This is a genomic window from Oceanobacillus halophilus (genome assembly GCF_003628505.1).
In the GTDB taxonomy this organism is placed as follows: Bacteria; Bacillota; Bacilli; order Bacillales; family Amphibacillaceae; genus Oceanobacillus; species Oceanobacillus halophilus.
This window is the reverse complement of sequence record NZ_RBZP01000013.1, coordinates 62,422-88,663: the sequence shown is the minus strand read 5'-3', so window position 1 is coordinate 88,663 and position 26,242 is coordinate 62,422. Positions and strand designations below refer to the sequence as shown.

30 protein-coding genes and 1 rRNA gene are annotated in these 26,242 nt (G+C 36.4%); 15 read left to right on the top strand and 16 right to left on the bottom strand.

Annotated features, from left to right (window positions below; all coding sequences use genetic code 11):
* Positions 1–92 (bottom strand): 16S ribosomal RNA (locus D8M06_RS14275); the annotation flags it as partial.
* A 536-nt stretch (positions 93–628) separates the two neighbouring features.
* Positions 629–1,501, bottom strand: coding sequence for a nucleotidyltransferase-like protein (locus D8M06_RS14270; RefSeq protein ID WP_121205077.1), 873 nt, complete (start codon positions 1,499–1,501; stop codon positions 629–631).
* 188 nt (positions 1,502–1,689) lie between these two features.
* On the opposite strand from D8M06_RS14270, the gene D8M06_RS14265 reads away from it, so the two are divergent.
* Positions 1,690–2,064, top strand: a complete 375-nt coding sequence (locus D8M06_RS14265) for a YgzB family protein (protein WP_121205076.1) — start codon at positions 1,690–1,692, stop codon at positions 2,062–2,064.
* A 78-nt stretch (positions 2,065–2,142) separates the two neighbouring features.
* On the opposite strand, the gene perR is transcribed toward D8M06_RS14265, so the two are convergent.
* The 7 genes from perR to D8M06_RS14230 all read right to left on the bottom strand — a co-directional run bounded on the left by perR (position 2,143) and on the right by D8M06_RS14230 (position 8,050).
* Positions 2,143–2,592 (bottom strand): peroxide-responsive transcriptional repressor PerR, encoded by a 450-nt coding sequence (gene perR, locus D8M06_RS14260; protein WP_147404980.1) that lies wholly within the window; start codon positions 2,590–2,592, stop codon positions 2,143–2,145.
* Between the two features lie 298 nt (positions 2,593–2,890).
* Positions 2,891–3,451: a cob(I)yrinic acid a,c-diamide adenosyltransferase gene (locus tag D8M06_RS14255; RefSeq protein ID WP_121205074.1), complete on the bottom strand. Its 561-nt coding sequence runs from the start codon at positions 3,449–3,451 to the stop codon at positions 2,891–2,893.
* 3 nt (positions 3,452–3,454) lie between these two features.
* Positions 3,455–4,402 carry a D-2-hydroxyacid dehydrogenase gene (locus D8M06_RS14250; protein ID WP_121205086.1) on the bottom strand — a complete coding sequence of 316 codons (948 nt, stop codon included), beginning with the start codon at positions 4,400–4,402 and terminating at the stop codon, positions 3,455–3,457.
* Between the two features lie 66 nt (positions 4,403–4,468).
* Positions 4,469–5,119 (bottom strand): sugar transferase, encoded by a 651-nt coding sequence (locus D8M06_RS14245; protein ID WP_121205073.1) that lies wholly within the window; start codon positions 5,117–5,119, stop codon positions 4,469–4,471.
* A gap of 145 nt (positions 5,120–5,264) precedes the next feature.
* On the bottom strand, positions 5,265–6,809 hold the full coding sequence (locus D8M06_RS14240) for a malate:quinone oxidoreductase (protein WP_121205072.1): 1,545 nt from the start codon (positions 6,807–6,809) through the stop codon (positions 5,265–5,267).
* Positions 6,810–7,053: 244 nt separating this feature from the next.
* Positions 7,054–7,524, bottom strand: a complete 471-nt coding sequence (gene bcp / locus D8M06_RS14235) for a thioredoxin-dependent thiol peroxidase (protein ID WP_121205071.1) — start codon at positions 7,522–7,524, stop codon at positions 7,054–7,056.
* Positions 7,525–7,579: 55 nt separating this feature from the next.
* The gene (locus tag D8M06_RS14230) at positions 7,580–8,050 is read right to left on the bottom strand and encodes a potassium channel family protein (RefSeq protein ID WP_241558957.1); all 471 of its coding nucleotides are present in this window, start codon (positions 8,048–8,050) and stop codon (positions 7,580–7,582) included.
* A 604-nt stretch (positions 8,051–8,654) separates the two neighbouring features.
* Here D8M06_RS14230 and D8M06_RS14225 point away from each other — a divergent pair.
* Positions 8,655–9,944: a glutamate-1-semialdehyde 2,1-aminomutase gene (locus D8M06_RS14225; protein ID WP_121205070.1), complete on the top strand. Its 1,290-nt coding sequence runs from the start codon at positions 8,655–8,657 to the stop codon at positions 9,942–9,944.
* A 274-nt stretch (positions 9,945–10,218) separates the two neighbouring features.
* Here the strand turns inward: D8M06_RS14225 and D8M06_RS14220 are convergent, their stop codons facing one another.
* The 3 genes from D8M06_RS14220 to D8M06_RS14210 form a co-directional block, all read right to left on the bottom strand.
* Complete coding sequence (locus D8M06_RS14220; RefSeq protein WP_121205069.1) at positions 10,219–11,991, bottom strand: ABC transporter ATP-binding protein; 1,773 nt, start codon at positions 11,989–11,991, stop codon at positions 10,219–10,221.
* Between the two features lie 81 nt (positions 11,992–12,072).
* Positions 12,073–12,600, bottom strand: coding sequence for a nucleoside tri-diphosphate phosphatase (gene ntdP / locus D8M06_RS14215; RefSeq protein ID WP_121205068.1), 528 nt, complete (start codon positions 12,598–12,600; stop codon positions 12,073–12,075).
* 217 nt (positions 12,601–12,817) lie between these two features.
* Positions 12,818–12,988, bottom strand: coding sequence for a gamma-type small acid-soluble spore protein (locus tag D8M06_RS14210; RefSeq protein WP_121205067.1), 171 nt, complete (start codon positions 12,986–12,988; stop codon positions 12,818–12,820).
* Between the two features lie 160 nt (positions 12,989–13,148).
* Between D8M06_RS14210 and D8M06_RS20015 the strand changes: the two genes are divergently transcribed.
* Positions 13,149–13,322, top strand: a complete 174-nt coding sequence (locus D8M06_RS20015) for a hypothetical protein (RefSeq protein WP_170150276.1) — start codon at positions 13,149–13,151, stop codon at positions 13,320–13,322.
* Between the two features lie 306 nt (positions 13,323–13,628).
* Here D8M06_RS20015 and mutY read toward each other — a convergent pair whose 3' ends face one another.
* Positions 13,629–14,696 carry an A/G-specific adenine glycosylase gene (gene mutY / locus D8M06_RS14205; RefSeq protein ID WP_121205066.1) on the bottom strand — a complete coding sequence of 356 codons (1,068 nt, stop codon included), beginning with the start codon at positions 14,694–14,696 and terminating at the stop codon, positions 13,629–13,631.
* A gap of 309 nt (positions 14,697–15,005) precedes the next feature.
* Between mutY and D8M06_RS14200 the strand changes: the two genes are divergently transcribed.
* Positions 15,006–15,992 (top strand): metal-dependent hydrolase, encoded by a 987-nt coding sequence (locus D8M06_RS14200; RefSeq protein WP_121205065.1) that lies wholly within the window; start codon positions 15,006–15,008, stop codon positions 15,990–15,992.
* A gap of 46 nt (positions 15,993–16,038) precedes the next feature.
* Here the strand turns inward: D8M06_RS14200 and D8M06_RS14195 are convergent, their stop codons facing one another.
* Positions 16,039–16,371, bottom strand: coding sequence for a YfhH family protein (locus D8M06_RS14195; protein WP_121205064.1), 333 nt, complete (start codon positions 16,369–16,371; stop codon positions 16,039–16,041).
* An 88-nt stretch (positions 16,372–16,459) separates the two neighbouring features.
* On the opposite strand from D8M06_RS14195, the gene D8M06_RS14190 reads away from it, so the two are divergent.
* On the top strand, positions 16,460–17,119 hold the full coding sequence (locus D8M06_RS14190; protein WP_121205063.1) for an SDR family NAD(P)-dependent oxidoreductase: 660 nt from the start codon (positions 16,460–16,462) through the stop codon (positions 17,117–17,119).
* A 41-nt stretch (positions 17,120–17,160) separates the two neighbouring features.
* Here D8M06_RS14190 and recX read toward each other — a convergent pair whose 3' ends face one another.
* Positions 17,161–17,976 carry a recombination regulator RecX gene (recX, locus tag D8M06_RS14185; RefSeq protein ID WP_121205062.1) on the bottom strand — a complete coding sequence of 272 codons (816 nt, stop codon included), beginning with the start codon at positions 17,974–17,976 and terminating at the stop codon, positions 17,161–17,163.
* Between the two features lie 352 nt (positions 17,977–18,328).
* Here recX and D8M06_RS14180 point away from each other — a divergent pair, with 352 nt between their 5' ends.
* From D8M06_RS14180 to D8M06_RS14135, 10 genes are all read left to right on the top strand, one after another.
* A complete protein-coding gene (locus D8M06_RS14180) occupies positions 18,329–19,228 on the top strand; it encodes a TIGR01777 family oxidoreductase (protein ID WP_121205061.1) in 900 nt (299 codons plus the stop codon).
* A 295-nt stretch (positions 19,229–19,523) separates the two neighbouring features.
* On the top strand, positions 19,524–20,081 hold the full coding sequence (locus D8M06_RS14175) for a GNAT family N-acetyltransferase (protein WP_121205060.1): 558 nt from the start codon (positions 19,524–19,526) through the stop codon (positions 20,079–20,081).
* 213 nt (positions 20,082–20,294) lie between these two features.
* Entirely contained in the window at positions 20,295–20,426 is a 132-nt protein-coding gene (locus D8M06_RS20455) for a YfhE family protein (protein ID WP_121205059.1), read from the top strand.
* Positions 20,427–20,780: 354 nt separating this feature from the next.
* Complete coding sequence (locus D8M06_RS14165; protein WP_121205058.1) at positions 20,781–21,170, top strand: GntR family transcriptional regulator; 390 nt, start codon at positions 20,781–20,783, stop codon at positions 21,168–21,170.
* A gap of 2 nt (positions 21,171–21,172) precedes the next feature.
* A complete protein-coding gene (locus D8M06_RS14160; protein ID WP_121205057.1) occupies positions 21,173–22,282 on the top strand; it encodes a DUF1648 domain-containing protein in 1,110 nt (369 codons plus the stop codon).
* A gap of 32 nt (positions 22,283–22,314) precedes the next feature.
* A complete protein-coding gene (locus tag D8M06_RS14155; RefSeq protein WP_121205056.1) occupies positions 22,315–22,515 on the top strand; it encodes a PLD nuclease N-terminal domain-containing protein in 201 nt (66 codons plus the stop codon).
* A complete protein-coding gene (locus tag D8M06_RS14150; RefSeq protein ID WP_121205055.1) occupies positions 22,515–23,432 on the top strand; it encodes an ABC transporter ATP-binding protein in 918 nt (305 codons plus the stop codon). Before D8M06_RS14155 ends, D8M06_RS14150 begins: the two co-directional genes overlap by 1 nt.
* A complete protein-coding gene (locus D8M06_RS14145; RefSeq protein WP_121205054.1) occupies positions 23,420–24,196 on the top strand; it encodes an ABC transporter permease in 777 nt (258 codons plus the stop codon). Before D8M06_RS14150 ends, D8M06_RS14145 begins: the two co-directional genes overlap by 13 nt.
* Positions 24,197–24,279: 83 nt before the next feature.
* On the top strand, positions 24,280–25,230 hold the full coding sequence (locus tag D8M06_RS14140; RefSeq protein WP_121205053.1) for a carbon-nitrogen hydrolase family protein: 951 nt from the start codon (positions 24,280–24,282) through the stop codon (positions 25,228–25,230).
* Positions 25,227–25,469 (top strand): hypothetical protein, encoded by a 243-nt coding sequence (locus tag D8M06_RS14135; protein ID WP_241558956.1) that lies wholly within the window; start codon positions 25,227–25,229, stop codon positions 25,467–25,469. The genes D8M06_RS14140 and D8M06_RS14135 overlap by 4 nt, the downstream gene beginning before the upstream one ends.
* Before the next feature lie 71 nt (positions 25,470–25,540).
* Here D8M06_RS14135 and D8M06_RS14130 read toward each other — a convergent pair whose 3' ends face one another.
* Entirely contained in the window at positions 25,541–26,242 is a 702-nt protein-coding gene (locus D8M06_RS14130) for a hypothetical protein (protein ID WP_121205051.1), read from the bottom strand.

The following is a 26,242-nucleotide window of genomic DNA, read 5'->3' as shown; positions in this document are numbered from 1 at the left end:
CGAAGGAGATCAGTTAGCTTCCCGCGCTCGACTTGCATGTATTAGGCACGCCGCCAGCGTTCGTCCTGAGCCAAGATCAAACTCTCCAAAAAAGTTTGTTTTGTGATTAACACCAATCAATCACAAAGAGAATTCTTAGCTTCCAGAAGTGTTAACTTCTGTATTTTATAAAGAAAAACGAGTTTCCTTTATGTCTAGCTCAAGCGTTCAACGACTAGCGCGACTTCCCTCACCTCCGTACGATAAGTCAACATCGATTCACTACGTTCATCGTGTTTCCTTTATCTCCTGCGGTTCAGTCCAGTCCGTACGTCGTTAACCGAACGCTTTCGCCTTTCATTTAACATACTGGTTGTTTTGTTCAGTTTTCAAAGAGCAAATTTTGTTCATCGCTTTGTAACAGCGACTTTTATAATATATCATAACTATTCACGAAATGTCAACAAGTAATTTTTAATTAAATGTCGTTATATACATTCGTTTTTTTTTGCGACAAGAAATACTTTAACACGGCTACTTTATAAAAGTCAATACATTTTTATATCTTTTAAGATTTAATATTAGCTCTAAGTAAAAACTCATTAACTGCAACCGTGTATATACTACGTAACACTAATCAGCAATGTGACTAAAAATCACTTATCTTATAATTACGTTGAAAAACTTCTTCTCCTTTTGTTTCTTCTAAAACAGCAAGAATAATCTCTTTTTCTTCTAAATATGAAATAATTGCAGAGAGATCAAGTGTATAAGGCTTGATGGAAGGTACATTTTTCAATTCAGCATATGACCATGGTTCGTTTTTTGTTCTCATAATTTCCAGGAGATGCTCAGCAGAAACCTCCGCTCGGTTGTTAATAACATAATCCATTGCTATGATCATTAATTCAATTCGTTTACTGATTTCTTCTCTACTCTCAATAAACTCTTCATATAGTTTATATATTTCCAAATCAATGTTTTTCACTTGATTCCAAACGGTCACTTCAGGATAGAATCCTTTTTCAATTACCGCAAGTCTAGCTAAGTAATGTAAAGAACTGAGAATTTTACTATTTGCATCTTTATAGTTTTGTGATGCAAATAAAGCTTTTGCCTCATTAAAGCTTTTTACTAGTTTACCGAATTCAATTGCTTTACGTAAATTCCTTTTAGCCAGTGGAAAATCTCTCAATTTTTCTTTTAGATTACTAATATATTCATTACGATCAAATACGACTCTGCCATTAATAATCCATTCGACTGCTCTTCTATATGTACTTGTATCAATCCACTCCAATAGCGTTTCTTCTGTAACAATATGTAATGCTGCCGTTTCATTTGCACTTTCATAGTGTTTTACGTACCATGAATGATTGGCTTCTTTTACTATAATAAGCAAAATGATATCAAAATTATCAGTTAAAGGGCTATTGGGATTTGTTTTTTCCATTGTGAGGATACCTAAGGTGTTTAAATCACTGGCACGTTCTTGATAAATAGGTCTTAGGAAATTTTCCATCCTGACTTCCTCCACTCTTCGTAAATATGTTTACTATTTTAAACAACTTCTATATTCTATCATCAAACGCAGGCAAATTTAATGCCTTTTACTATTATTTCGTTACAATTGAGTGAAATCCTTTTTTTCTAAAACGAAATTCCTGTAAGAATATGCTATACTACAAGTGGATACTAAGGAGGAAGATCATGGCTGAACCAAGATTAGTCTATTCAAGTAAAATCAACAAAATAAGGTCCTTTGCACTTATATTAATTTTTGCCGGTATTCTGATTATGTATGGAGGTATTCTGTTTAAGGATACAGAATGGCTAATGTTAATCTTTTTTGCTTTAGGGGTATTATCTATTGGATTTAGTCTTGTGGTATATGTTTGGATTGGTACCTTATCACTAAGAGCTGTCCCGGTAGAATGTCCAAACTGCGGAAAACCGACAAAAATGCTTGGTAGAGTAGATGCTTGCATGCATTGCAAACAACCATTAACATTAGATAAAAACCTAGAAGGTAAGGAGTTTGACGAAAAATATAACTCACGCCGCAGAAAATCAAAAGAAACATAATAAGCTATTTCTCATTAACCATAAAAAAATCCAAATGTCATTAGACATTTGGATTTTTTAAGTTTCAAAGCATCTATCTTAGTGTTTTTGTGTTGCTACTTTTTGACAGTCTTCACAGGTTCCATATACTTCTAATCGGTGATGACTAACATCAAATCCTGTTACCTGCTCTGCTAAAGACTCAACCTCATCCAACGAAGGATAGTGAAAATCGACAATCTTTCCGCATTCATTACAAATAATGTGATAATGATCTGATGTATTGCAATCAAATCTGCTGGATGAATCACCATAAGTAAGTTCACGTACTAGACCGACTTCACGAAGGACACGCAAATTATTGTATACAGTTGCTACACTCATATTTGGAAATTTTCCTTCGAGTGCTTTATATATTTCATCTGCTGTCGGATGAACCATTGAATTTAAAAGATACTCAAGTACCGCATGACGTTGTGGAGTGATACGGACGCCTGATTCTTTTAATGTATCAATAGCTTGTCGTAATCGCTTTTCAGACACAGCCATCCACCTCACTTTCTATAATAAATGCATTCTAATTGTCTCTCCCCAGTGTTAAGCATCAGCATACCCAAAGAATAAGGTATTTTCTTTCAGGAGACATCGTACACCGAAAAACTAGAGTAAACGCTATTCTATTAGTATTATTAATTTATAATCTTTATAATTAGTTTACCTGTTAGTACAGTATTCTGTCAATATAAGTACCTTATTAATGCTCATATTATCAATTATGCTCATTTAAACTCTTCATTAATTAATATTAGTTCTTTTCTAATTTATATACAAATATGAATAGGGAATTCTAAACATCTGTTTTTAAGACGCGTTCCTCTCCCCCCATCTGTTTATTTGCGAAGCGGGCAGCAACGAATAAGAAATCGGATAACCGGTTCAAATATTGACGAACTAATGGATTATCCAGTTCATCCCCCAGAGCAACCGCTGTTCGTTCTGCTCGTCTAGCAATGGTCCTTGCTGTATGCAACGCACTCGAAACACTGGTACCAGACGGTAAAATGAAATTTTTCAATGGCTCCAGTTCCCTGTCCCATTCATCGATTTTCGCTTCTAATTCATCGATATGATCCTGCTTTAATTTCCAGCTGACTTCTTTCCCTTTTGGTGTAGATAGTTCCGCACCTACATGAAACATTACTGTTTGTACGCGATGCATTACTTCGATAAATTCTTCCTTTTTGTCCCACTTCTCCTGACTCAAGAAGCTAAGTGCCAGTCCTATAAAAGAATTCGTCTCATCACATGTTCCGTATGCTTCCACACGTAAATCGTTTTTAGGAACGCGTTCTCCGTAAACAAGTGATGTAAGTCCTTTATCTCCTGATCTTGTATAGATTCGTGCCATAATCTAATACCCCCTGCTTAAATTAATAAGATTAATATAATTATCATTCCTTGTTATATCGATGTTTAAATTATCCTCAAAAATTTTCAGTGCACGTTTCATGTAGCTTGGTGATAAACCTGAGATATGTGGGGTAATTGTTATGTTTTCCTCTGTCCAAAATGGATGATTTTTGGGTAACGGTTCCTCTTTAACTACATCTAAGACGGCATGCGCAATTTCTTTTTGCTGGACTGCTGTTAATAAATCTTCTTCCACTACTGCATTTCCTCTTCCCATATTTAAGAATACAGCATGATTAGCCATTGCTCTAAATTGCTCTAATGTAAAATAATTTTGCGTTTCTGGTGTACTTGGTAAAACGGATATGACAAAATCAGCATTAGATAGAACATTATTTAATTCATCTATATTATAATTCTCATCAAAAAATTCGACTTGTCTGCCACTTTTTGAAATTCCAATCGTATGCATCCGAAAAGCTTTTCCTAGTCTTGCCACTTCACTTCCAATGGCACCAGTTCCTGCAACAACCATTGTTTTACCTGTTATTTCATTTATTCTTACAGATTTATCCCATATCTGGTTTTCTTCATTCTTGATGATTTTCTTTCCTTGTCTGTACACTTGCATTAGCATAGAAATAGCATACTCTGCCATTTGAATCGCATGAATTCCTCGAACATTGGTCAGTATAATATCTTTTTCCTGTAGGATTTCAAAAGGAAGTTCATCTACACCAGCAGATAATACTTGAATCCATTTAAGCCTTTTTGCCTCTTTCAGGAATGATTCATTTATGTCCGATCCAAAGGTAACATAAATAACTGCATCTTTTACATAGTTTTTTGCTTCTTCGCTATTTTTACAAAATACAAATTTCTGTTCTGGAAAATTAGTTTTCAATCTATTTTGGTGTTTTTCTGATATTTTCGCGGAAAAGACAATCATTTGCTCATCCCCCATTTTCTTCAATTTCCTCTTATTTTACCTGAAAACTATTAAGATTGGGAGTATTTAACTTAGAGCATCTCCTTTTATCGTACTCCAAAGTATTTTCAAATCCATTTTTAGTGAGCGATTCTGAATATAGAAAAGATCGTAATGAATTCTTTCCGTATATTTCATATTATCTCCTCTAGTAATTCTTGCATATCCGGTTAATCCTGGTTTAACCATTAGTCGTTTCTGTTGCCAATCATTATAACAGTCAACGATTTCTTTCTTTTCAGGCATGGGACCGACGAGACTTATGTCTCCTTTTAACACATTCCATAATCTCGGTAAAAGTTGAAGGTTGTATTTTTTCAGCCAAATGCCCGTCGGAGTCATGGTGCATTGCTTATCGTTTTGAAAAGAAAATTCATCCGGCACTCCTTCCTTCCATTTCTCAGAAATAGGATATGGTGGCAATGCCCAGATAATTCTAGAGGGGTTCGTCATCATACGGAAGCTGTACATGATAAAATTACGCTGATTTTTTCCCACCCTTACTTCTCTATAAAAAATGGGTCCACCTTCTTTTTTGTAAATTCGATAACAGATAAATAAGAATAAGGGACAAAAGAATACAAGTAAAAAAGAGCTAACCAAGATATCTATTATCCTCTTCCAAATTAAATATAGTCTCCTATCCTTTACAAGATTCGTAGAGTTAATATTTTCCATACGTACACCTCTTTTAATATAGATGTAATAGACTTTGTACTACATCCTATTCTCAGTAGAGGTTGTATATTACTATTTATATATAAAAAGAACCTTCCATAGTCATTATGAAGGTTCTCTCTTTATATCAGTAACTTTATATAAACTAACTTAAGACCGGTTCCTTACTGTTCAATCCAAGAGTCTGTGAAGTGGTTGCATTCACTTCTTTCAACAGTTCTGGATTCTCCATTAAGGATAAGCCGTAGGAAGGAATCATTTCTTTGATTTTCGGTTCCCACTCTTTTATTTGTTCCGGGAAGCATTTACTTAATAATTCAAGCATGACCTGTACAGCAGTGGATGCACCTGGAGAGGCGCCTAACAATGCCGAAATAGACCCATCCTCAGAAGTAATAACTTCTGTACCAAATTGAAGGGTTCCTTTCCCGCCAGCTTCTGTATCTTTGATAACCTGCACTCGTTGTCCTGCTACTAGTAAGTCCCAATCCCCACTTTTAGCATTCGGTATAAATTCCCGCAACTCTTCCATACGCTGTTCTTTTGATAACATCACTTGCTGTATTAAGTATTTTGTTAAGGAAATCTCTTTTACTCCCGCAGCAAGCATCGTTAAAAGGTTATCTGCTCTCACAGAGGTAACTAAATCAAGCATCGATCCCGTTTTTAAAAACTTCGGTGAGAAGCCAGCAAACGGCCCAAATAACAATGACTTTTTATTGTCAATATACCTTGTATCTAGATGCGGTACAGACATCGGCGGAGCACCAACTTTAGCCTTTCCGTACACTTTTGCTTCGTGTTGAGCTATAATATCTGGGTTATTACAAACCATAAATAATCCGCTTACAGGGAATCCGCCGATATGCTCGCCCTCAGGGATACCGGACTTTTGCAATAAATGCAAACTTCCTCCACCAGCTCCGATAAAGACGAATTTCGCTGTATGACATTCGATTTTGCCATTTTTATTATCACGAACAGTTACTTCCCAATTCCCATCACTAATACGTTCAATATCCTTTACATCATGCTTATAGTTTATTGCAACATTTTGACTTTCTAAGTGCTCAAATAACTTGCGTGTTAGCGCTCCAAAATTAACATCCGTTCCTGAATCAATTTTAGTTGCTGCTATGGCTTCATCACTGGAACGGTTTTCCATTACAACCGGAAGCCATTCCTTCAGTTTTTCTGGAGCCTCTGAATATTCCATTCCTTCGAATAACGGATTTTGTGATAACGCTTCAAAACGTTTCTTTAAAAATTTCACATTCTGTTCTCCATGAACTAGACTCATATGTGGTAATGGCATGATGAAATCTGGTGGATTTTGTATCAGATTTCTGTTTACAAGATAAGACCAAAATTGTTTGGAAACCTGAAATTGCTCGTTAATTTTTATTGCTTTACTAATATCTAATGTTCCATCTGGTTTTTCAACTGTGTAGTTTAGCTCACAAAGTGCAGAATGCCCCGTTCCCGCATTATTCCATTCATTTGAGCTTTCCTCTCCGGCTTTGTCAAGTTTTTCAAAAACTTTAATATTCATATCAGGTACTAATTCTTTCAACAATGTTCCTAGTGTCGCACTCATGATGCCGGCACCAATTAAAATAACATCTGTATTCGTGTCTTTGTTGCCCATTTGTACCAACCTTCCCCATAAAAATTTGCAGAAAAGATGCATATGCATGGGTACACCTAGATAAGGGTGCTACCTTTACACACCTTCTCTATCCCCTTTTCATTGTATCATAGTATTTAATAATTACTTATAGTTTAAATATCTACTATTATATGACAATTATTAATTATTTAAAAGTACCAGGAACCCAGAAGTCGTAATAAATGAATAAAATAGTTCTAACACTCTACACGAAAAGAACACAAAGGGATGTCCCTTTGTGTTCCTATAGATCATGTTGATACAGTTACTTTAAATTCTCTCTTATAAATTCCAACGCTTGTTCCACATGGCCTTGGACTTTTACTTTGCGATATTCTTTTTGAAGTACTCCTTCTTTATCAATAATGAAAGTGGAGCGTTCAATACCATAATACTCTTTGCCAAAATTCTTTTTCAACTTCCAAACATCAAAGTCTTCAGCTACTTGATGGTCTTCATCTGCAAGTAGCAAAAATGGCAGATCATGTTTATCGATAAACTTCTGATGTCTTTCTACTGGATCTGGGCTAATCCCTACTATCACAGCATCCAATTCCCCGAAGTTCTCATGGTTATCACGAAAATCACATGCTTCTGTTGTACATCCTGGGGTCATATCTTTTGGATAAAAATAAAGGACTACATGCTTCCCACGAAAATCAGATAGGCTCACATTTTCACCGCCCTGATTAGGTAACGTAAAATCTTTCACTTCTTGTCCTACTTCTACTGTCACAAAAATCCCTCCCAAATCTTATATAACAACACTATATCATATCGCCAGGTGGGATTCATTTATCTCTTCCTCGCTCTCGTGTTTGAAATAATTTCATCACAAAAGCAGTAGGTAAAACATAACCAATCAAGGCCTCTAACACCGCAATCAACCGACCTATCCCGATTGGAGTAATATCTCCATATCCAATCGTGAGTAAGGTTACCCCACTAAAATAAATAGAATGAATGATAGATCCGATAATACTAGTCTGCCGCAATTCGCCATATTCTACCAAGATGATGCCTTGAAACGATAGAATAAAGTAGATTAAACCAAATCCAATAATCACAATAATATATATTACTAACAATGTCATGAATAACTCACTTGAAAATCGACTATCTCTCATTTCAAATTGAACATGAAGTTTTTTCCCTTTAATAAACTCGAAGATACTAGTCACTAGTACTGCAATGATTAAAATAAAAATAACCCATGGAATAAGAAACATGATGATTGCCCCTTTTTCTTTCTCTATAATCATGTATATGCTCAGTAACACCTTAGCTTGTCTAATTTATAATTTTCATTTTAGAGCATTGATTGACTGGGCTTTTTCCCTTGAAATTTTGTTGATTGTAATTTTCAGTGTTGATGGAAATTGTTGATTTATTTAATTAAGAATAAATATGAAATAAGGTGCATTTTGTTGATTTCCGCTCCGGGCAGTCGCTTTCTGCGGGCGGCTGATGAGCCTCCTCGTGCTATCGCACTCCGGGGTCTCATCTAGGCCTCTTTTCCTGCGGGAAGAAGAGCATCGGTGAGACTGCGTAGTGAGGGAACTACTCGAATAGGCTTCACTGTTCCCTTGCGCCGAGGAAGCCTACTTCGAAGCAATTCTAGTAGACGCAGGCGCACACGCTCTTCAGCACGAAGGAGGCTCACCAGCTCCCCTAAGGTGCGCGTAGTGTATTTCCGTAGCGGAGACAGAGCAGTATTTTGAATTAAGGATATTAGGACTCTATACACAATGCGACATAAACAATAAAAGACACCATAACAACTATTACTTAAAATAGACTATTACCTATAACTGAGCTATTTTTGATATAGTTAAGAATGGATACCTTTTAAGGAGGAATAATGAAATGAATTTCGCAAAATCAGAAGAACTACATAAAGAAGCACTCGAGCATATTGTTGGCGGTGTTAATTCGCCTTCTCGTGCATATAAAGCAGTAGGTGGTGGTGCACCTGTTTACATGGAACGTGGAGAAGGTGCACACTTCTACGACGTTGACGGCAATAAGTACATCGATTATTTAGCGGCTTACGGTCCAATTATCACAGGACACGCCCATCCACACATTGCAAAAGCAATCACAAATGCAGCAAATACCGGAGTTCTTTTTGGCACACCAACACGTTTAGAGAATCAATTTGCCAAAATGTTAAAAGAAGCTATCCCATCTTTAGAAAAAGTACGTTTTAATAACTCTGGTACAGAAGCTGTTATGACAACAATTCGTGTAGCTCGCGCTTACACAGGGCGTACGAAAATCATGAAATTCGCTGGATGCTATCACGGACACTTCGATGCAGTGTTGGTTGAAGCAGGATCAGGTCCCTCCACATTAGGTACGCCAGATTCAGCTGGTGTTCCTAAAACAACTGCAGAAGATGTTATCACCGTTCCATTTAATGATTTGGATGCGATGAAAGAAGCACTCGATAAATGGGGAGACGATATTGCAGCAGTTATGGTTGAACCAATCGTAGGGAACTTCGGAATTGTAGAACCACACGAAGGATTCCTGCAAAGCGTAAATGACCTCGCTCACGAAGCTGGCGCACTAGTTATCTATGATGAAGTTATTACTGCTTTTCGTTTCACCTACGGAAGTGCCCAACAATTATATGGAGTAGAACCGGATATGACAGCAATGGGTAAAATCATTGGCGGAGGACTTCCTATCGGTGCTTACGGGGGTAGAAAAGACATTATGGAACAAGTAGCACCACTTGGACCAGCCTATCAAGCAGGTACCATGTCCGGGAATCCTGCATCCATGGCTTCTGGAATTGCTTGTCTGGAAGTATTAGGACAAGAAGGCGTCTATGAAAAATTAGAAGAATTAGGCGCACGCTTAGAAAAAGGTATTCTTGCTAAAGCAGATGAATTCGGTACTAACATTTGTGTTAATCGTCTGCGCGGTGCATTAACGGTTTATTTTGGAGTAAATAAAGTAACAAACTATGCAGAAGCTGAAGCTAGTGACGGCGAAGCATTCGGTCGTTTCTTTAAACTAATGTTGAATGAAGGAATAAATCTTGCCCCATCTAAATATGAAGCATGGTTCTTAACAACGGAACATACTGAAGAAGATATCGATCAGACAATCGAAGCAGCAGGTAAAGCATTTGCTAAAATGGCGTAATCTTTTTTAGATAGGCTTCGTTCTTATAAAATTTCCATTAAAAAGGAAAAGGCTAATACTTTAAAATAATCCTATTTCTCACACTGAATTGGTGTAAGGATGAAAAATCCTTATACCAATTTTTCTTTTAGAGTTTGATCAGTTAATTATTATTATCAAAAGCTTTAGTTCAATTGTAAAGTAAAGTCGCATCCCTCGACCGCTACACACCATGTCGGGCCCCAATACACAAGCAAAAAAACTCCCCCACTACCTTAACGGAGGAGTTATATCCTTATTTATTTTTCATTAGTTGCTTATCACTGTCTAAATTTTGTACTTGATATAAATTATAGTAGCTGCCTTGTTTCTGCATCAATTCATCATGAGAACCAACTTCGGTAATTTCACCACTCTCAATCACTACAATTCGATCAGCGTGCGTAATTGTTGCTAGCCGATGAGCAACGATAAAGGTTGTTCTGTCTGAAGCTAATTTTTCCATCGTTTCCTGAATAAGATGTTCACTTTCCAAATCCAAAGCAGATGTTGCTTCATCGAAAATTAAGATAGGAGGATTTTTTAGAAAAACACGCGCTATAGCGATACGCTGTTTTTGACCTCCAGATAATTTCACTCCTCGTTCCCCTACTAATGTATCATAGCCATATGGGAGACCCTCGATAAACTCATGAGCGTTTGCCGCTTTTGCCGCAGCAATCACTTCTTCATCCGTTGCATCCGGGTTCCCCATTCGAATATTTACAGCAATGGATTCACTAAATAAGATATTATCTTGCAGAACCATTCCTATATTATTTCTCAAGGAACGTGCTTTCACGTCACGTATATCGGTTCCATCTACTTTAATCGAACCCTCTGTTACATCATAAAAGCGCGGAATCAGGCTAACAATCGTCGATTTTCCTCCACCACTCATTCCGACAAATGCGATGGTTTCCCCTTTTTTCACGTTTAAATTAATTCCGTTTAATACTTGATTATCCTCTTCGTCATAACGAAAAGAAACATTTTCAATATCAATAGCTCCTTCTACTCGCCCAAGTTCTTTGGCATTTTGTTTATCCTTGATATCGTATTTTTCATTCATAAATTCCATCACACGGTCTATAGATGCAATCGCCTGCACCAACGTTGTTGAGGAATTAATTAATCTTCGTAACGGACTATACACTCTTTCCATATAACCGACAAAAGCAACTAAAGTACCAATACTAATGTTTTCGCTTATCACTTGATACCCACCAAAGGCTACCACTAATAAAGGGGCCAAATCTGTTATCGTGTTCGTCACGGCAAAAGTCTTAGCATTCCAGTCCACATGTTTCATGGCACGATTTAAAAACTCATTATTTCGGTCCCCAAATTGTTCCTGTTCATAATCTTCCAAAGCAAAACTTCTCGTTACCGGTATCCCCTGTACTCTTTCATGCAGATGACCTTGTACCTCTGCTAACGCTTGGGATCTTTCTCTCGTTAATCGACGTAATTTCCCATAAAAATATTTTATCGAGAAACCAAATAAAGGGAAAAGAATGATGGATACAATCGTCATTCCAATATCCATGGTTAGCATAATACCGATTGCAATAATTATCGTAATTAAATCCAACCAGACATTCATTAAACCAGTCATGACGAAATTCTTTGTTTGTTCGACATCATTTATCACCCGGGAAATAATTTCCCCGGTTTTTGTCTGTGAATAGTACTTCAAACTTAATTTTTGAATGTGATCAAACAGTTTATCCCTTATATCATATAGAATTCTGTTTCCAACCCATTGCGCTAAATATTGTCGAATATACTCAATTGGCGGTCTTAATACAAGGAATACAACGAAAGCTACTCCCATTATCCAAGCTAGTTCTGTTAGCTTTTCTGCGTTCGTCATGTTTTCTGGATATATAATGTCATCCAGCACATATTTTAAAATCAATGGCAATAACAATGGAATTCCAAATTTAATAATTCCAACAATGATTGTCCAAAATATTTTCCACTTGTATGGTCTTACATAATCCATATACTGCCTAACTGGCCCCATATTAAAACTTCCTTTTTGTTGATATTTAAATAGAAAAACCTTGTTACAGCTGTAACAAGGATATTTATTCATTTACCTTTCTCATCGATAGGTTAAAAATCGCTCATACCAATTATCTACAAAGTCTGGAGAAAAAGGACCTTTTCTTTGACGAATCCATCTTAACAAATAATCCAAATTTTTGTGTAAAATACGATCTAATACTAATGGATAATTCATTAAGTTTTTATGTTCTTCATATTCATCTTCATCTAAGAGGTCATAAGTCATATCTGGATATACTTTCACATCTAAATCATAATCAATATATTTTAGTGCTTCGTCATCGAACACGAATGGAGAACTAATGTTACAATAATAGTATATCCCATCATTACGAATCATTCCTATTATATTAAACCAATACTTTGCATGAAAATAGCATATAGCAGGTTCCCTAGTAATCCAAGTACGCCCATCACTTTCATAAACCGGTGTTTTGTCATTAGCTCCTATTACAATCGTTTCTGTCCCTTTTAACACTAAGCTATTTTGCCATACTCTATGTAGTTGCCCGTTATGTTTATAACTTTGAATTTGTATTTTAGTTCCTGCGTTTGGAGCAACCATTTTATCTCCCTTTCTTAGAAAAATCAGGCATTCTTTTTCTATTATTGGTGTTTTCTATGTAGAACATTTCTATATACCTTTATGTTGGAAAAATTATCTTCTTTATCTTCATTTATTATATAGATTATAAACGAAAGAATAAAGTATAACGCCCAGTAAAAAAAGAGCCTCCTAAATAATAGGAAGCTCTTTTCATCAAAAACAATGTAAACAGAATTTATTTTTTGTTTTGCTGTGATTTTTGATTTTGTTTTCTTACTTCCTGAGCATTTGTCTCAGAAGCAAATTCTGTGCCATATTGTCCTTGTCCTTGCGCTGCTTGTTGGTTTTGTTGTTTTACATGCTGAACGTTTGTACCTGAAGCAGTTTTCTTAGGATTTTTAGCCATCAATATCACCTCCGCACTACTTAATCTGTCCATGATTCGAATTATTATCCAAAGAATTTCTGAAGTTTTATCTGACAGCTATGGAAAGAAGTCCCTAGAGATATTTTATAGAATTCACACAAATTATTAGTGACGTACTTCTTACCTGGAGGAATAAACAATGGATGAAACACCAAGAGATTTCTCAGAACTTTCTATGATGAGCAAAACAAAGTGGAAAAATGATGAATTAGCATATTATCAACAAGCCTTATCCCAAGTGCTTCCTTATATTAACGCAGAAGGCCTAACCATTCTGCATGAGATAAATGAAGAACTGCATAGCAGAAATTAAAAAAGAGAGAAAACCTTCTTGAATTTTAAGGAGGTTTTACTCTCTTTTTTAAAGTATCTTTTCGTAAGGCTTGTTGTTTTTTATTGGCACAGTTGATACCAAATATGAAATAGATGAGAATAAATACACGGAGAGCAAAGCATCGGTGAGACCCCGCAGCACGAAAGCACTAGGAGGCTCACCAGCTGCCCGCGAAAAACGTAGTGTATTTCCGTAGCGGATATAGCGCTGTATTCTTAGATATCTATAAAAAAGTGCAACAATCGTAGAATACAGCCTTTTTAAATTAGCATTTGTACATCAAAACTAAAGGTATTTCATCATTTTCTGATGCGACACTGGAAACGGATATTCTTCTACTTCCTGCTTGTCAACAAACTTTAAACGTTCATCTTCACTTTTGGCATCGGAGGTTACCGCAGCATAGACAACAAGTTCCCACTTCAAATGAGAAAAGACATGGCTAATATCACCTAGCTTTTCTCCAAGCTTTACCGACAAACCATATTCTTTATATAGCCAATCACTAACATGATCAACAGTCACTTCATCTAGTGGAATCATAGGAAACTGCCATAGATTAGCAAGCAAGCCATTATCAGGCCTTTTTTCAATAATGTATCTTCCTGCTTCATCTTTAATCATTAATACGGCGTATGATTTTTTCTTTTGTTTCTTTGCTTTGGTCTTTATTGGCAAATCTTCTTGGACTCCTTCGGCAAATGCTCGGCAATATTCCTGAACCGGACATAACAAGCATGCAGGAGATGTTGGTGTACAGATAGTTGCACCCAAATCCATAATTGCCTGATTAAAAGAAGAGGGATCTTCTTTAGAAATTACCTCTCGGACTACCGATTCAAATGTTTTTTTCGTCTTTGCCTTAGCAATGTCTTCCTCTATCTTTAACACGCGAGAAAAAACACGCATGACATTCCCATCAACTGCGGGCTCTGGCTGATTATAGGCAATGGAGAGAATCGCTCCCTTTGTATAAGGACCAACGCCTTTTAATGAACCTAGCTCATCTGGAGTGTCTGGAATTTTCCCTCCGTATTTTTCAACCACTTCTTTTACAGCTGATTGTAAATTCCTTGCACGGGAATAATAACCTAATCCTTCCCATGTTTTTAACACGTCCTGCTCATCCGCTTTTGCTAAATCATAAACTGTGGGAAACTTTGTTAAAAATCGTTCAAAATACGGAATCACCGTATCTACCTTCGTTTGCTGAAGCATGATTTCTGAAACCCACACCTTGTATGGATCCTGACTTTCCCGCCATGGCAAGTTCCGTTTATTTTCATAATACCAATCGAGTAAATCATATTGAAATCCAAAACTGTTAAAGTCTTGTAATATTTGAGCTCTCATACTTGCACTTCCTTTATGGTACAATAAATATATATTTGTATTTTCTCATAAGGCTCTTTTCTTATCTTTTGTTGTTCGTAAATCCTCAGGAGCCGTTAAAAATTCCTGTTTAGAGGATGTTTACTACAACTATTACCACCGCTATGAAAAAACACTACGCTTTCTGTAGGGTGTTGTTGAGCATACCCATCTAACAAAAACAACAATTTTTAAGAAAATAGCCTTTGGTCATACTAATAAAAACATGTAATTCCAGTTCATTATAACCCATACTAACTAAGCCGAAAAAATAAGGAGGACCTTAAAGATATGGACACTGGAACTCATATTGTAATGGGGATTGCACTTGGTGGATTAGCCACGATTGATCCAGTAGTGCAAAACGATCCAACACTTTTTCACGCAGTACTTGTCGGCACCATCGTAGGTTCTCATGCACCTGATTTCGATACCGTATTCAAACTAAAAAATAACGCAACTTATATTCGTCATCACCGTGGCGCCTCACATTCTATTCCAGCTATTATATTATGGGGTCTTATTGTTTCTGGAATTATTTATTCTGTTGTTCCAGAAGTAAGTTACTTCCATCTATGGTTCTGGACGTTTCTAGCTGTGATTATCCATGTATTTGTTGACTTATTCAATGCTTATGGCACTCAAGCATTTCGTCCATTTACCAATCGGTGGATTGCACTCGGGTTTATCAACACGTTTGATCCGTATATTTTCATGCTTAACATCGGTGGTGTAAGTGCATGGTTACTAGGAGCCCACCCTGGTTATACATGGCTGATCATATATACGGTAATTGCTCTATATTACATCAAACGGTACATGGATAAAAGAGAAATCGTCAAAAAAATTAAAGACTTCATTCCAGAAACAGTGGAGGTTGCTACATCCCCAACCCTCAAACAAAACAACTGGAGGGTCGCAATAACTACAAAAGATATGTTTTATGTAGCTGCAGTTGAAAATGGTCATATCGAGATTGTTGATGAATTTGATAAAGTTCAATTACCAGATACACCGATGATGGAAAAAGCATTGACCGATAAGAACATTGCTTCATTCCTTAACTTTTCCCCTGTATATCGTTGGGAAATAAATGAATTCGATGAGTACACAGAAATTCGTTTCATTGATCTACGATACCGCTCGAAGGAATATTATCCGTTTGTCGCTGTTGTACAAATAAATCCGGATTTGGAAATTATCAGTTCCTACACCGGATGGATTTTTTCCGAGCATAAATTACAAAACAAGCTAGTCATCGAAGATAGCCCGGTTTAAATTAAATCAATACAAAACAGCAGGCTCACACCTGCTGTTTTGTTATTTAACCTACTTTATTCCCAAGTAATGAAATTGGCAAAGCTTCTTCTTTCTCATACACTTCATTTAATAAATTTACTCGATGCCCCCAAGCAAAGACACCATTTATATAATCGATTTTAAATGTAAAACCTGGATCCATTTTTAATTGATAGATCTCCCCTGGAAGAAATTCATCCGGATTCATCGTATATGCCATCGCAACTTGCATTTTTCTCTCATTAATTTGTACTTCAGAAATATTTCCTAACTGCTCTGCTTTTTGAGCTTTTTCTTTTAAATTCCCAATTTCCCTATATAACTCCTCTATTGAGTAATCACTGTAAAGATAATTCATCATATCTCCCCCTATGCTATCATTTTACATATTACATAGAGTTTAGCACAATAGATATGAACAAAAATTAAAAAAAGGTGGGAATTCCATGCCAACAATCGCAATAACTGGGGCTGGCAGCGGGCTCGGTGAAGCATTATCCTATCAATACGCAAAACACGGTTACAAAGTCTATCTATTAGGCAGAAACGATAATAAACTACAGTTAGTAAAAAATAACATTCGGAAAAACGGTGGCCAATCGGAAATTATTCTTTGTGATGTTAGTGAACCTGCTTCTGTCAGCATCGCATTTCAACAAATAGACCAATTAGATGTTTTCATCAATAATGCTGGAATTGGAATTTTCGGTCCTATTGAAAACTATCGAACCGAAGAAATGGAAGTCCTGCTTGACACAAACGTGAAAGGTACCATCTTAGCTGTACAATCAGCTCTTCCTATTATCCAGGAAAATAATGGTCGGATTTTAAACATAATCTCAACCGCTGGACTACGTGGAAAGGTAAATGAATCCATTTACTGTGCTAGTAAATTTGCCGTACGTGGTTTTACGGAAAGCTTGCAAAAAGAATTAGAAAATCAACCTGTTACTATTACAGCCGTGTACATGGGTGGAATGAATACACCGTTTTGGAATCAATCAACTCATGTTGCTGATCCAACGAAGTTAAAAGGACCAGAACTTGTCGCAGAACAAATTTTCCAAGAGGATGACGGAAGAAAGGAAATCTTCGTGGATAAATAGCAATACAAGCATATCTGTGGTTGTACATGGATATGCTCTGCTTATTCATTCCGCACGTATTCATCTATATAACGGCTGATCAGTTCCATCGTAAAACCTTTACGATACAAACCTTCTTTAATCTTGTTTTGTAACGCAAAGCCTTCCTGTTTCTTTGAATGTTTCCGCAACAGTTTATCTCCTTGATAAATTACGGCTTCCCATTCTTCATCTTCATCTTTTTCTTCTTTAACCTCGGAGATTGCATCGGTAATAACAGCTTGACCAAATCCCTTTTGTATTAGGTTACCTTGTATTTTTTGCAGTTGCTTTTGAAAGGATTCTTTTTTACTCGTTTGCAGTTTTTTCTCCAGCATTTTCGCTACTTTTTCATATTGAACATCATAAGGGTATAGCCCAATAGCTTCACTGGCAATATCTGCTTGAACTCCTTTTTCCATTAACTCCTTTTTTATCAACATCGGACCCTTATTTGAAGTACTCATTCTCGTCCGAACAAACATCTGGGCAAATTGTTTGTCATCAAGTAACTTTTCGTTCATTAACCGGTCCACAATTATTGGTATATGTTCTGGTTCCACTTCTTTTTTCACTAAATAATCTCGCATTTCCTTTTTCGTACGCATTCGGTAACTCAAGTAATTAATTGCCATGCCATAGGATTTTTGGATTGTATCCTTTTCGACTAATGTTTGAATCATCGAGTCTTCGAGTTCCAACCCTTTTCGTAGTTGGAATTCAACTAGTATTGCTTCATCTACGCTAAAAGCATACTCCTCTTTTTCACCGTCTGTTAAGAAAATATTATATCGGTCTTTTCGTTTCTTTTGTATGGTAATTCTAGCAATTTTCTTCATCGCACACACCTCTGTCCCATATCGTACCACGAAAAATTTTACTTGACACTATCGAAAGCGGTATCAAATTGTGTAAAATAGATATAACCATTGGCTCTTTTTGTATAGTTTGTTCGTTTTTGAAGTTTTCGTTTGATAGAAATTGTTGATATATTTAATTAAGAATAAATATGAAATAAGGTGCATTGTTGATTTCCGCTCCGGGCAGTCGCTTTCCGTAGCGGGTATTAAGCAGTATTCTGAATTAAAGATAACAAAAGTCTATACAAAATGTAAGGTAAAGTCATGTTAAAAAGCAACGATCTATTAGAAAAGAGCCTAACTATTATAGTTACTATCAGGAGGTAAAAAAGTGAATTTTTTAATTACTGGCGGTACCGGTTTTGTTGGAAAAAAACTCTGTGAATCACTGAATCAAAAAGGACATCATATGTACATCCTCACACGTACTCCTGAGAAATACGTAAATACAGAAAAAACTACTTATATAGATTATCAATATCCAGTATCAAAACTTCCTACCATATATGGCGTTATTAACTTGGCAGGTGAATCTCTGTTCGGATATTGGACAAAGAAGAAAAAAGATGACATCCTCAAAAGCCGGCTCCAAGCTACACAGGCTGTCATAGACATTATGAAGAAATTAGAAAGCAAACCTAAAGTTTTTATAAGTGGATCAGCTATAGGGTATTATGGTTCATCAAATGAATTTATCTTCACGGAAGAAACAGTAGATTCAGGGAAAGATTTCTTAGCCAAGGTTGTTGTCCAATGGGAAGAAACCGCAAAACAAGCTGAAGATTTGGGGATTCGAACTGTTCTCGCAAGATTTGGTATTGTACTAGGTCACGGCGGATCTCTTCCATTAATGAGTTTGCCAGTAAAAATATTTGCTGGTGGAAAGATTGGCGATGGGAATCAGTATATGTCCTGGATTCACATTCAGGATGCTATGGATATGATTGACTTCTGTTTGTTTAATACAGAGATTTCCGGTCCAGTGAATCATACTGCCCCAAACCCAAGACAAAACAAAGATTTTATGAACATGTTAGCAATGGTTTTAAATCGTCCTTATTGGCTCCCAGTCCCTTCATCCATGATTAAAATAGTCGTGGGAGAAATGGGACAATTAATCACAGAGGGCCAATTTGTCCTACCAAAAAAAGCAATGAACCACGGGTATCAGTTTAATTATCCTGAGTTAAGAGCGGCATTAGAAGATATTACAAAGCGTTCACGAATTTGAAAAATTTTCTAGAGAAAATTTACAAAAAAACCATTTCCTTTTGCTAAAAATCATTGTAAAATATTTTTATCAAACGATGAAAGAGATGAATCTTATACAAGAAAATTTCTCAGTTAAATAGGGAAGGCAAATGGTGCGCCACCAGTCAATACTGGTTCTAGTGGGTTCGATTCCCACCCCGAATTTTTGTTGAAATTCTAAATAAAAATTCAGGCGGTGGGTACCTCACTATTTCCCTCAGCAGCATTATGCTGTTTTGGATCATACCCACCTGGAATTAGGAGGGTATTTTTTTATGTTAAAAAACCGTGAATTACACGAAGTGCCAGTATTATATGAATTAATGTCACATCCGGAAGTCTTCCCATATGTTAGACATAAAGCTAATTCTGCTGACGAATTCTACTTCATTACTAAGAAAACAATCGAAGCTGAAGAAAACAGAGAACTAATCTCACGCACTATCTTAGATGAATACTATCATCCAATCGGTACTATTAACTTATTTGATATAGAAGATAATCACGGATTTCTAGCGACATGGATCGGTCAACCTTACTTCGGAAAAGGATATAACAAACCTGCAAAAGAGGAATTCTTTGATGAATTATTTTTCTCTGAAAATATCGAAGGCATCTTTATGAAAGTAAGAAAGGCAAACACCCGCTCCTTAAAAGCTGCACTTAAGCTTCCTTACGTCGCACTAGCCAACACAACTTATCCTGAAGTTTTCAATAAAATAAATGAAACCGAAGATATTTACGATTTATTTGTTATTACGAAAGAACATTATGCTGCATACAAACAATTTGCAAACACCGAAATCACCTCTACCGGAGAAGAAGTTTCTTAATGGATGAACTTCCTGGTGGAGGTTCTTTTTTTGCCTATTTGTGTTGATATCCTTTCTTCCCACAGTTGCAGCAACACAAAAACTCGTCCCCCCACTAAAAAAACCCCTTAACTGTCCAATTTATTTAAAAATACCGACAATTCAAACTATATCAATCCTAGTATATTAACCATTTTCTAGGGAAAGCTATTCAATAAAAGCGAGGGATGTTCAATGTCTAAATATCCAAATCACAAAAATCACCGTGACAAAATTCTAAACAGTACACAGGAAGTACTTTATCAGAAAGAGTTTAAACGTGCGGATAAGGTGTACAATCAATACTCTCAAAAAGGCCGAAGCTAAAATGCTTCGGTTTTTTTTTGCAGTAACCTTCACAAACAACACTTATACACAGCATTTATCCACAAATTAACCAATACTGTTAATAAATAACTTCAATCCTTTACTAACAGTTATTATTTGTCCACGGGATATTGTTAGCAATTCCAAAAATTAATGTGGATAACGTGGATAACTATAGCCGTTATAACCTATTCAATGCTCAAACCCTGTGGATAAATCCGGCCATTATTCTCCAGGATTTATACTATACAATTAATCTGCCCAAACTGCAAATAATATATTGTCCTCCTGTGTAACATCTGTTATACTATAACTATAACAGATGTTACTTATATATAAGGCAGGTGTTTTATCATATTTATTCAATTGGATTTAGAATCTGCTGAACCGATATACATCCAATTACAGCATCAAATTATTGAAGGTATTGCCAAAAAGAAACTATTGCCTGGTGACTCATTGCCATCAGTAAGGTCATTAGCCTCTGATATCGGTGTTAATCTTCACACCGTCAACAAAGCATACAAACAATTAAAGCAAGATGGGTATATTTTAATCCATCGTCAAAAAGGAGTGGTGGTTAATCCAGAAGGTGTACCAAAAGCTGATAATTCCTATCGAGAACTTTTAGCAAAAAATCTAAGACCTTACATTGCTGAGGCTGTTTGCCGTGGATTTACAGAAGAAGAATTCATCCAGACTTGCAAACAAATTTACTCTAATTTTAATGAAAGAGGTGAGTGAATATGGATCAATTAATGTTTATCTTATTTCTGATAATCTTCCTTCCCGTTTTTTTGATTTCCATTTTCATTCCTTATTGGACAAGAAAAACAGAGAGCTTTGGGGTGTCTATTCCAGAGGAAATCTATCACACACCTAAATTAAAAAATATGCGGAGAAGATTTGCGACAGGAACAGGAATAGTAAGTATTCTTACTTCCATCATCTTCTTTATACTCAGTGGATTATTAGGGACCACTGAGCAATCATTAAGCATACTCTTTTCCATTTTACTGATCGTTTTTTTAATCGCTAGTTTTCTTATTTACCTTAAATTCCATTCGGAAATGAAGGCAATGAAGAAGAAAGAAAATTGGGCCAAAGAAAAATCCCAGCAAGTGTTTATAAATACGAACTTCCGAGAACAAAAGCTGACCTATTCTAATTTCTGGTTTGTAATTCCTATCGTCATAGCAATCATCATGATTTTTATCGCATTTCAAGCCTATCAGCAAATTCCTAACCGCATACCTATAAAATTTAATTTTAACGGAGAGATAACAAATTGGGCAGAAAAATCCTATCGTTCGGTCTTGCTTCATCCAATAATGATGATCTATTTAACCTTTCTCTTCTTCTTTATTAATGTAACTATTTCCAAGGCTAAACAACAGATTGACCCAAATAATCCGGAATCTTCTATTAAAAAAAATATTATGTTTAGAAAAAGATGGTCAGCTTATACGATTGCATCTAGTTATGCTTTAACCATCCTATTTTCCATAAATCATCTTTCCTTAATTTATCCAATCGAACCCTATGTACTTTCCATTACATCGATGATCATTACTGGGATAATCGTTATAGGAGCGGTAATCCTCTCCATCACAACTGGGCAGGGTGGTAGTCGAATTAAAGATTATCAAATTGGAAATGGCTCAGTCATTAATCGCGATGATGATAAGTATTGGAAGCTTGGCATCTTTTATTTCAATAGAGAAGATCCAGCCTTATTTTTGGAAAAACGATTTGGTGTGGGCTGGACGATAAATTTGGCAAGGCCACTAGCATGGATTATTTTCACTGCAATCATCGGTATTGCCTTTGCACTCCCCTTCTTTCTAGGAAGTTAGCCATTAGTCTTTAACAAACAGGAGGTACACAAATGGAAATACTTGAATCAATTAATTGGGCTGTTATTGCCCCACTTATTTTTATACAGGGCATCCTACTCATTTTCGCCATTATCGACTGGGCGAAAGCAGAAGATACAAACGGACCAAAATGGTTGTGGTTCTTTGTGATTATTTTTGTGAATATCATTGGGCCCGTTGCCTACTTTCTCTTTGGAAGGAAGCGATCGTAATGACTTTATTAAAAGCGAAAGATTTAACCAAAAAGTATGAAGATAAGACGGTTGTAAACCATGTGAATTTTGAATTTCAGGAAGGCAATTGTATTGCACTTATTGGGCCAAACGGCGCCGGAAAAACAACCATCCTACGTACATTAGCTGGTTTGCTCAAACCCACTTCTGGCAGTATTATTTTCAACGGAAAAGAAAATCAAGATTTCAGAGCTTTTATCGGCTATCTGCCCCAATATCCAGTTTTCCACCCTTGGATGACCGGTCTGGAATTCCTGATTTACAGTGCACAGATTAGCAACTTTTCTAAGAAAGAGGCAAAACAACGTGCAGAAAATATCCTTCACAAAGTAGGAATTGCTGATGCAAAAAACAAGCCGATAAGCAAATATTCCGGGGGCATGAAACAGCGTCTAGGTATTGCTCAAGCAATTATCCACAAACCTAAACTCTTGATGCTGGATGAGCCAGTTTCCTCGCTTGACCCAATTGGACGCAGAGAAGTTTTAACATTAATGGAAGAATTAAAACAGGACATGACCATCCTCTTTTCTACCCATATATTAAGTGATGCTGATGAAGTGAGTGATGAACTATTACTGTTAAATCAAGGTGAAATCGTGGAGTCTGGTTCCATGAAAGGACTACGGGAAAAATACCAAACTTCTATGATAGAATTGGAATTTCAATTTGATAGGGACAGCTACCTTGAAAAAGTTCAGGACATACCAAGTGTCAATTTGGTGAAAGTGGAACGAAATATACTTTTTGTATCAGCAAATGACATAGAAAAAGTAAGGAATGACATACTGACTCTCGCTGCTAAGGAAAATTGGCCATTAATGAGTTTTCAAGTGAACCGTGCGTCACTGGAAGATATGTTTATGAAAGTGGTGAATCAATCATGCAATGGATGACACTTTTCAAAAAAGAGATGGTGGAAAACTGGCGTAATAAAAAATGGGTGTGGGTTCCATTAGTATTTATTCTACTTGCCGTCATGGATCCGATTTCCAATTATTATATGGCCGATATCTTGGGAGCTGTAGGTGGATTACCGGATGGAGCAGTATTTGAAATGCCAGACTTTACACCTCCTGAAGTTGTTATGATGAGTCTGGGACAATTAAGTTCTTTGGGAGTACTAATTATTGTTCTCATTTCCATGGGAACCATTAGCGGGGAAATAAAAAACGGTGTATCCGAACTCATTTTAGTAAAACCAATTTCTTATACGAATTACATTACAGCCAAATGGACTGCGTTAATGTTATTATCCTGGGGAGCCCTCATTATCGGAATGTTAGGAAGCTGGTATTACATTAATATTCTCTATGGAGAAATTTCTATTGCAGACTTCTTAAGCACTGTCTTTTTCTACGGACTATGGTTGACGTTTATTGTCTCACTTTCTATTTTCTTTAATACTATTTCCAAAACTCCTGGCCTTGTTGCATTCCTTACCATCTTAACAATCATGGTTATGAGTGCACTTACCAAAGTTTTTCAACACTTACTGGAATGGAGTCCGAATAACCTATCTAGTTATATTATGCAAATGCTGATCGAAGGAAATATTCCTTCGAATCTTACTGGGACTGCTTTAACAACAGTTGGTCTATCTATTCTATTGCTTATTTTTTCGATTGTCATTTTCCGTAAAAGAGAGATTGCAAATTAAATTACGAATTGACTTACTACTCCATTTATTAACATAATAGATGTAGTAGTTTTTTTACATGATTTTGACGAGGGGGAAAAGGCATGAAAAATTACAAGAATCCTAGAATTGCAGCCATCCAAGCCGCTCCAATACTTTTTGATATAGAGGAAAGTCTTGAAAAAGCAGCCACATTAACGAAAGAAGCTGCAAATATGGGAGCAGATATCGTTGTCTTTCCTGAATCTTACCTACCTGCTTATCCTAGAGGAATGAATTTTGGAGCGATAATTGGCAGCAGAACAGAGTCTGGACGCAAAGATTTTACCAGATATGTAGAAAATTCGGTTATCGTACCTTCGAAAGAGACTGAATTCCTTGGAAAGATTGCTAAAGAAAATGATGTTTATCTAATCATGGGGATAACAGAACGGGATAATGAGTGGAGTGACACAACGCTCTATTGCACCGTACTATTTTTCGCCCCCGATGGTACATTGCTTGGCAAGCATCGAAAATTAAAACCAACAGCATCTGAAAGATTAATCTGGGGAGAAGGAGATGGCAGCACCATGCCTGTTTTTGATACTCCTTTTGGTAAGATCGGTGCATTAATTTGCTGGGAAAATTACATGCCACTCGCTCGAGCGAATATGTATGCAAAAGGGGTTCATATCTATTTAGCCCCAACTGCTGATGCACGTGAATCCTGGCAGTCCACACTAAGACATATAGCCATGGAAGGCCGCTGTTTTGTTATTGGTGTGAACCAATATGTAACCAAGTCTATGTACCCTGATAATTTAGCATGTTACTCGGAGTTAGATACCGCTCCGGAGGAAATGTCTAAAGGTGGAAGTGCAATCGTTCATCCATTAGGTGAGTATATCGTTGAACCATGCTGGGGAAAAGAAGAAATTTTACTAACAGAATTGGATTTAGACCAAATTACCAATGCAAAATTCGACTTTGATCCAGTTGGTCATTATGCCCGGAATGATGTATTTCAGCTCCAAGTGAATGAAAAGAAACAAAAAGTGAGGGGAGAATTATGATTTGGGTAATAAGTATCATTATCACGATTGCGCTTATAGGTGCGTTAATCATTTCTATTTATACATTAAAAAAAGAGGAACAAAAAGCAAAAGCTTCTACAGTAGAAGATGAATTAAAACGTTCGCATGAATACGAAACTAAATCATTGACTTCTAATATTCGAAATTTACTATGGATCTATGCGATAGTCATTATTTTATCCTTTGTTGTACTGGCAATTTATATCTTTTTATTATAGTGTGTGCTCAAAAAGGAGGATAAAAAAGAAAAATCCAAACTTAGCATTTATGGTTTGGATTTTTCTTATACTTATTTCGCCTTTATAATTGTAATTCTCCTCAATAAAAAATACGAAACGCCATAGAGTACAAGGCTTACACCAAACAGCTGTAAGAAGAAAACAAGATTAACATCTGTAAATAATTCAGTGAAGAAGTCAGCTACCCAGCCTTTTGCTATACCTAGTAAGAGTGCAATAAGCAAAATTCCTACGACGACCCCACCGCCTGCTAATCCTGTTTTATAAAACAAAAGGCCAAACAGAAACATCACAGCAAACAGGAAGAACATGATAGAAATATCAATTACTACCCGATTCAACCACGTATCCTCTAAAAAACTAGAGAGATGTAAAAAATGAAAGGTAGTAATTCCTGTTGCTTCGGTAAAAGCTAAAGTCAGTGACTGTAAAGTATTACCTATTAAGGCCTTCGCAACTGCTATAACGAGGCAATACAGACCAATTCCTACAAATATATTTCTTCTAGTTGCACCCATCTTTATCGAAAATGGAATGTTGTCTTTTACAACCATAAAGCCAAGAACGGCAACGTAGAAATAAATCGCAAATCCGAATCCAAAATAAAACTCCCCGTCTTCCACGCCTAGCAAGAAATAAGAGAACGATATGGAAAGAATCAAAAACCCAAATAAAATGCTCCAAAAAATCATTACCGAGTAACGGATGTTTGTTAGGAAGAAATACAATAACCCCTTTATTTGTCTGCCCAT

Coding starts and splice junctions, on each gene's coding strand:
- D8M06_RS14270 (WP_121205077.1), bottom strand. CDS start 1,501: ATGGAAAATTTCCTAAGACCTATTTATCAAGAACGTGCCAGTGATTTA.
- D8M06_RS14265 (WP_121205076.1), top strand. CDS start 1,690: ATGGCTGAACCAAGATTAGTCTATTCAAGTAAAATCAACAAAATAAGG.
- perR (WP_147404980.1), bottom strand. CDS start 2,592: ATGGCTGTGTCTGAAAAGCGATTACGACAAGCTATTGATACATTAAAA.
- D8M06_RS14255 (WP_121205074.1), bottom strand. CDS start 3,451: ATGGCACGAATCTATACAAGATCAGGAGATAAAGGACTTACATCACTT.
- D8M06_RS14250 (WP_121205086.1), bottom strand. CDS start 4,402: ATGATTGTCTTTTCCGCGAAAATATCAGAAAAACACCAAAATAGATTG.
- D8M06_RS14245 (WP_121205073.1), bottom strand. CDS start 5,119: ATGGAAAATATTAACTCTACGAATCTTGTAAAGGATAGGAGACTATAT.
- D8M06_RS14240 (WP_121205072.1), bottom strand. CDS start 6,809: ATGCATCTTTTCTGCAAATTTTTATGGGGAAGGTTGGTACAAATGGGC.
- D8M06_RS14230 (WP_241558957.1), bottom strand. CDS start 8,050: ATGATTATAGAGAAAGAAAAAGGGGCAATCATCATGTTTCTTATTCCA.
- D8M06_RS14225 (WP_121205070.1), top strand. CDS start 8,655: ATGAATTTCGCAAAATCAGAAGAACTACATAAAGAAGCACTCGAGCAT.
- D8M06_RS14220 (WP_121205069.1), bottom strand. CDS start 11,991: ATGGGGCCAGTTAGGCAGTATATGGATTATGTAAGACCATACAAGTGG.
- ntdP (WP_121205068.1), bottom strand. CDS start 12,600: ATGGTTGCTCCAAACGCAGGAACTAAAATACAAATTCAAAGTTATAAA.
- D8M06_RS14210 (WP_121205067.1), bottom strand. CDS start 12,988: ATGGCTAAAAATCCTAAGAAAACTGCTTCAGGTACAAACGTTCAGCAT.
- D8M06_RS20015 (WP_170150276.1), top strand. CDS start 13,149: ATGGATGAAACACCAAGAGATTTCTCAGAACTTTCTATGATGAGCAAA.
- mutY (WP_121205066.1), bottom strand. CDS start 14,696: ATGAGAGCTCAAATATTACAAGACTTTAACAGTTTTGGATTTCAATAT.
- D8M06_RS14200 (WP_121205065.1), top strand. CDS start 15,006: ATGGACACTGGAACTCATATTGTAATGGGGATTGCACTTGGTGGATTA.
- D8M06_RS14195 (WP_121205064.1), bottom strand. CDS start 16,371: ATGAATTATCTTTACAGTGATTACTCAATAGAGGAGTTATATAGGGAA.
- D8M06_RS14190 (WP_121205063.1), top strand. CDS start 16,460: ATGCCAACAATCGCAATAACTGGGGCTGGCAGCGGGCTCGGTGAAGCA.
- recX (WP_121205062.1), bottom strand. CDS start 17,976: ATGAAGAAAATTGCTAGAATTACCATACAAAAGAAACGAAAAGACCGA.
- D8M06_RS14175 (WP_121205060.1), top strand. CDS start 19,524: ATGTTAAAAAACCGTGAATTACACGAAGTGCCAGTATTATATGAATTA.
- D8M06_RS20455 (WP_121205059.1), top strand. CDS start 20,295: ATGTCTAAATATCCAAATCACAAAAATCACCGTGACAAAATTCTAAAC.
- D8M06_RS14160 (WP_121205057.1), top strand. CDS start 21,173: ATGGATCAATTAATGTTTATCTTATTTCTGATAATCTTCCTTCCCGTT.
- D8M06_RS14155 (WP_121205056.1), top strand. CDS start 22,315: ATGGAAATACTTGAATCAATTAATTGGGCTGTTATTGCCCCACTTATT.
- D8M06_RS14150 (WP_121205055.1), top strand. CDS start 22,515: ATGACTTTATTAAAAGCGAAAGATTTAACCAAAAAGTATGAAGATAAG.
- D8M06_RS14145 (WP_121205054.1), top strand. CDS start 23,420: ATGCAATGGATGACACTTTTCAAAAAAGAGATGGTGGAAAACTGGCGT.
- D8M06_RS14140 (WP_121205053.1), top strand. CDS start 24,280: ATGAAAAATTACAAGAATCCTAGAATTGCAGCCATCCAAGCCGCTCCA.
- D8M06_RS14135 (WP_241558956.1), top strand. CDS start 25,227: ATGATTTGGGTAATAAGTATCATTATCACGATTGCGCTTATAGGTGCG.
- D8M06_RS14130 (WP_121205051.1), bottom strand. CDS start 26,242: ATGGGCAGACAAATAAAGGGGTTATTGTATTTCTTCCTAACAAACATC.